Origin of the sequence: Streptomyces sp. XM83C (assembly GCF_023072675.1) — a bacterium.
GTDB classification, from domain to species: Bacteria; Actinomycetota; Actinomycetes; order Streptomycetales; family Streptomycetaceae; genus Streptomyces; species Streptomyces thermocoprophilus.
This window is the reverse complement of the sequence record NZ_JALLGL010000518.1, coordinates 1-2,176: the sequence shown is the minus strand read 5'-3', so window position 1 is coordinate 2,176 and position 2,176 is coordinate 1. Positions and strand designations below refer to the sequence as shown.

General features: G+C 75.5%; 1 protein-coding gene. It reads left to right on the top strand.

Going from position 1 to position 2,176, the window contains the following annotated elements:
• Positions 1 to 2,031: copper-translocating P-type ATPase (locus tag MTQ10_RS29940; RefSeq protein WP_247473678.1), on the top strand; the 2,031-nt coding region annotated here is incomplete at its 5' end.
• Positions 2,032 to 2,176: the final 145 nt, after the last annotated feature.

Sequence of the window (2,176 nt, the reverse complement as noted above, 5' to 3'; positions counted from 1 at the left end):
CCGCCGCCCGCTCCCCCGGCCGCCACCGCCGGCGCGGACGAACAGGCCGCCCCCGCCGACGGCGGCGAACTGCTCGCGCTGCGGCAGCGGCTGCTGGTGTCCGTCGTGCTGGCGGTTCCGGTCGTACTGCTGTCGATGGTGCCCGACCTGCAGTTCGACAACTGGCAGTGGCTCTGCCTCACCCTCACCGCCCCCGTCGTCGTCTGGGGCGCCCTCCCCTTCCACCGGGCCGCCTGGACCAACGCCCGGCACGGCGCGGCCACCATGGACACGCTGGTCTCCCTCGGCACGCTCGCCGCGTTCGGCTGGTCCCTGTGGGCGCTGTTCTTCGGCGACGCGGGCATGCCCGGCATGCGGCACGGCTTCGAGTTCACCGTCTCCCGCGAGGCGGGCTCCTCCGCCCTCTACCTGGAGGCCGCCGCGGGCGTGACCGCGTTCCTGCTGGCCGGACGCTATCTGGAGGCCCGCTCCAAGCGGCGGGCGGGCGCCGCGCTGCGGGCCCTGCTGGAACTCGGCGCGAAGGACGTCGCCGTCCTGCGCGGCGGCCACGAGGTGCGCGTCCCCGTGGCCGAGCTGGCCGTGGGCGACCGGTTCGTCGTCCGCCCCGGCGAGAAGATCGCCACCGACGGCACCGTCGTCGAGGGCACCTCCGCCGTCGACGCGTCCATGCTCACCGGCGAGTCCGTGCCCGTCGACGTCGCCCCCGGCGACACCGTCACCGGCGCCACCGTCAACGCCGGCGGCCGGCTCGTCGTCGAGGCCACCCGCGTCGGCGCCGACACCCAGCTCGCCCGCATGGCCCGCCTCGTTGAGGACGCCCAGAACGGCAAGGCGCGGGTGCAGCGGCTCGCCGACCGCATCTCCGCCGTGTTCGTCCCCGTCGTCCTGCTGATCGCCACGGCCACCCTCGGCGCCTGGCTCGGCGCGACCGGCGACGCCGTCGCCGCGTTCACCGCCGCCGTCGCCGTACTGATCATCGCCTGCCCCTGCGCGCTGGGCCTGGCCACCCCGACCGCGCTCATGGTCGGCACCGGCCGCGGCGCCCAGCTCGGCATCCTCATCAAGGGTCCGGAGGTCCTGGAGTCCACCCGCCGTGTCGACACCGTCGTCCTCGACAAGACCGGCACCGTCACCACCGGCCGGATGACCCTGCACGACGTGTACGCCGCCGACGGCACCGACGACAACGAGCTGCTGCGGCTCGCGGGCGCCCTCGAGCACGCCTCCGAACACCCCGTCGCCCAGGCGATCGCCGCCGGCGCGGCAAACCGGGCGGGCGTCCTGCCCGCGCCGGAGGGCTTCGAGAACGTCGCCGGGCTCGGCGTGCGGGGCGTCGTCCAGGGACACAGCGTCGTCGTCGGCCGCGAGAAGCTCCTCCAGGACGCCGGCATCCCGCTGCCGGGCCCGCTCGCCGACGCCAAGGCCGCCGCCGAGGCGGAGGGGCGCACCGCGGTCGCCGTCGCCTGGGACGGCGAGGCACGCGGTGTCCTCACCGTCGCCGACGCCGTCAAGGACGGCAGCGCCGAAGCCGTCACCGAGCTGCGCCGCCTCGGCCTCACCCCGGTGCTGCTCACCGGCGACAACCGGACCGTCGCCGAGGCGGTCGCCCGGCAGGTCGGCATCGACGAGGTGATCGCCGAGGTGCTGCCGCAGGACAAGGTGGACGTCGTACGGCGCCTCCAGCGCGAGGGCCGTACCGTCGCGATGGTCGGCGACGGCGTGAACGACGCCGCCGCACTGGCCGCCGCCGATCTGGGCCTGGCGATGGGCACCGGCACCGACGCCGCCATCGAGGCGGGCGACCTCACCCTGGTCCGCGGCGATCTGCGGGTCGCGGGCGACGCCATCCGGCTCTCCCGGCGCACCCTGGCGATCATCAAGGGCAACCTGTTCTGGGCGTTCGGCTACAACGTGGCCGCGCTGCCGCTGGCCGCGGCCGGGCTGCTCAACCCGATGATCGCGGGCGCGGCGATGGCGTTCTCGTCGGTGTTCGTCGTCACCAACAGCCTGCGTCTGCGCACGTTCCGCTGACACCGTCCGAGGCGCGCCACGGGGCCACCGGCCCACGGGGCGCGCCTCGGCGTCTCCGGGCCCGGTCACGCGCACCACGGGCCCCTGTCAGTCACCACCGTCCCGGAGCACGCCCACCAACACCGTCCCGGAGCACGCCCACCAC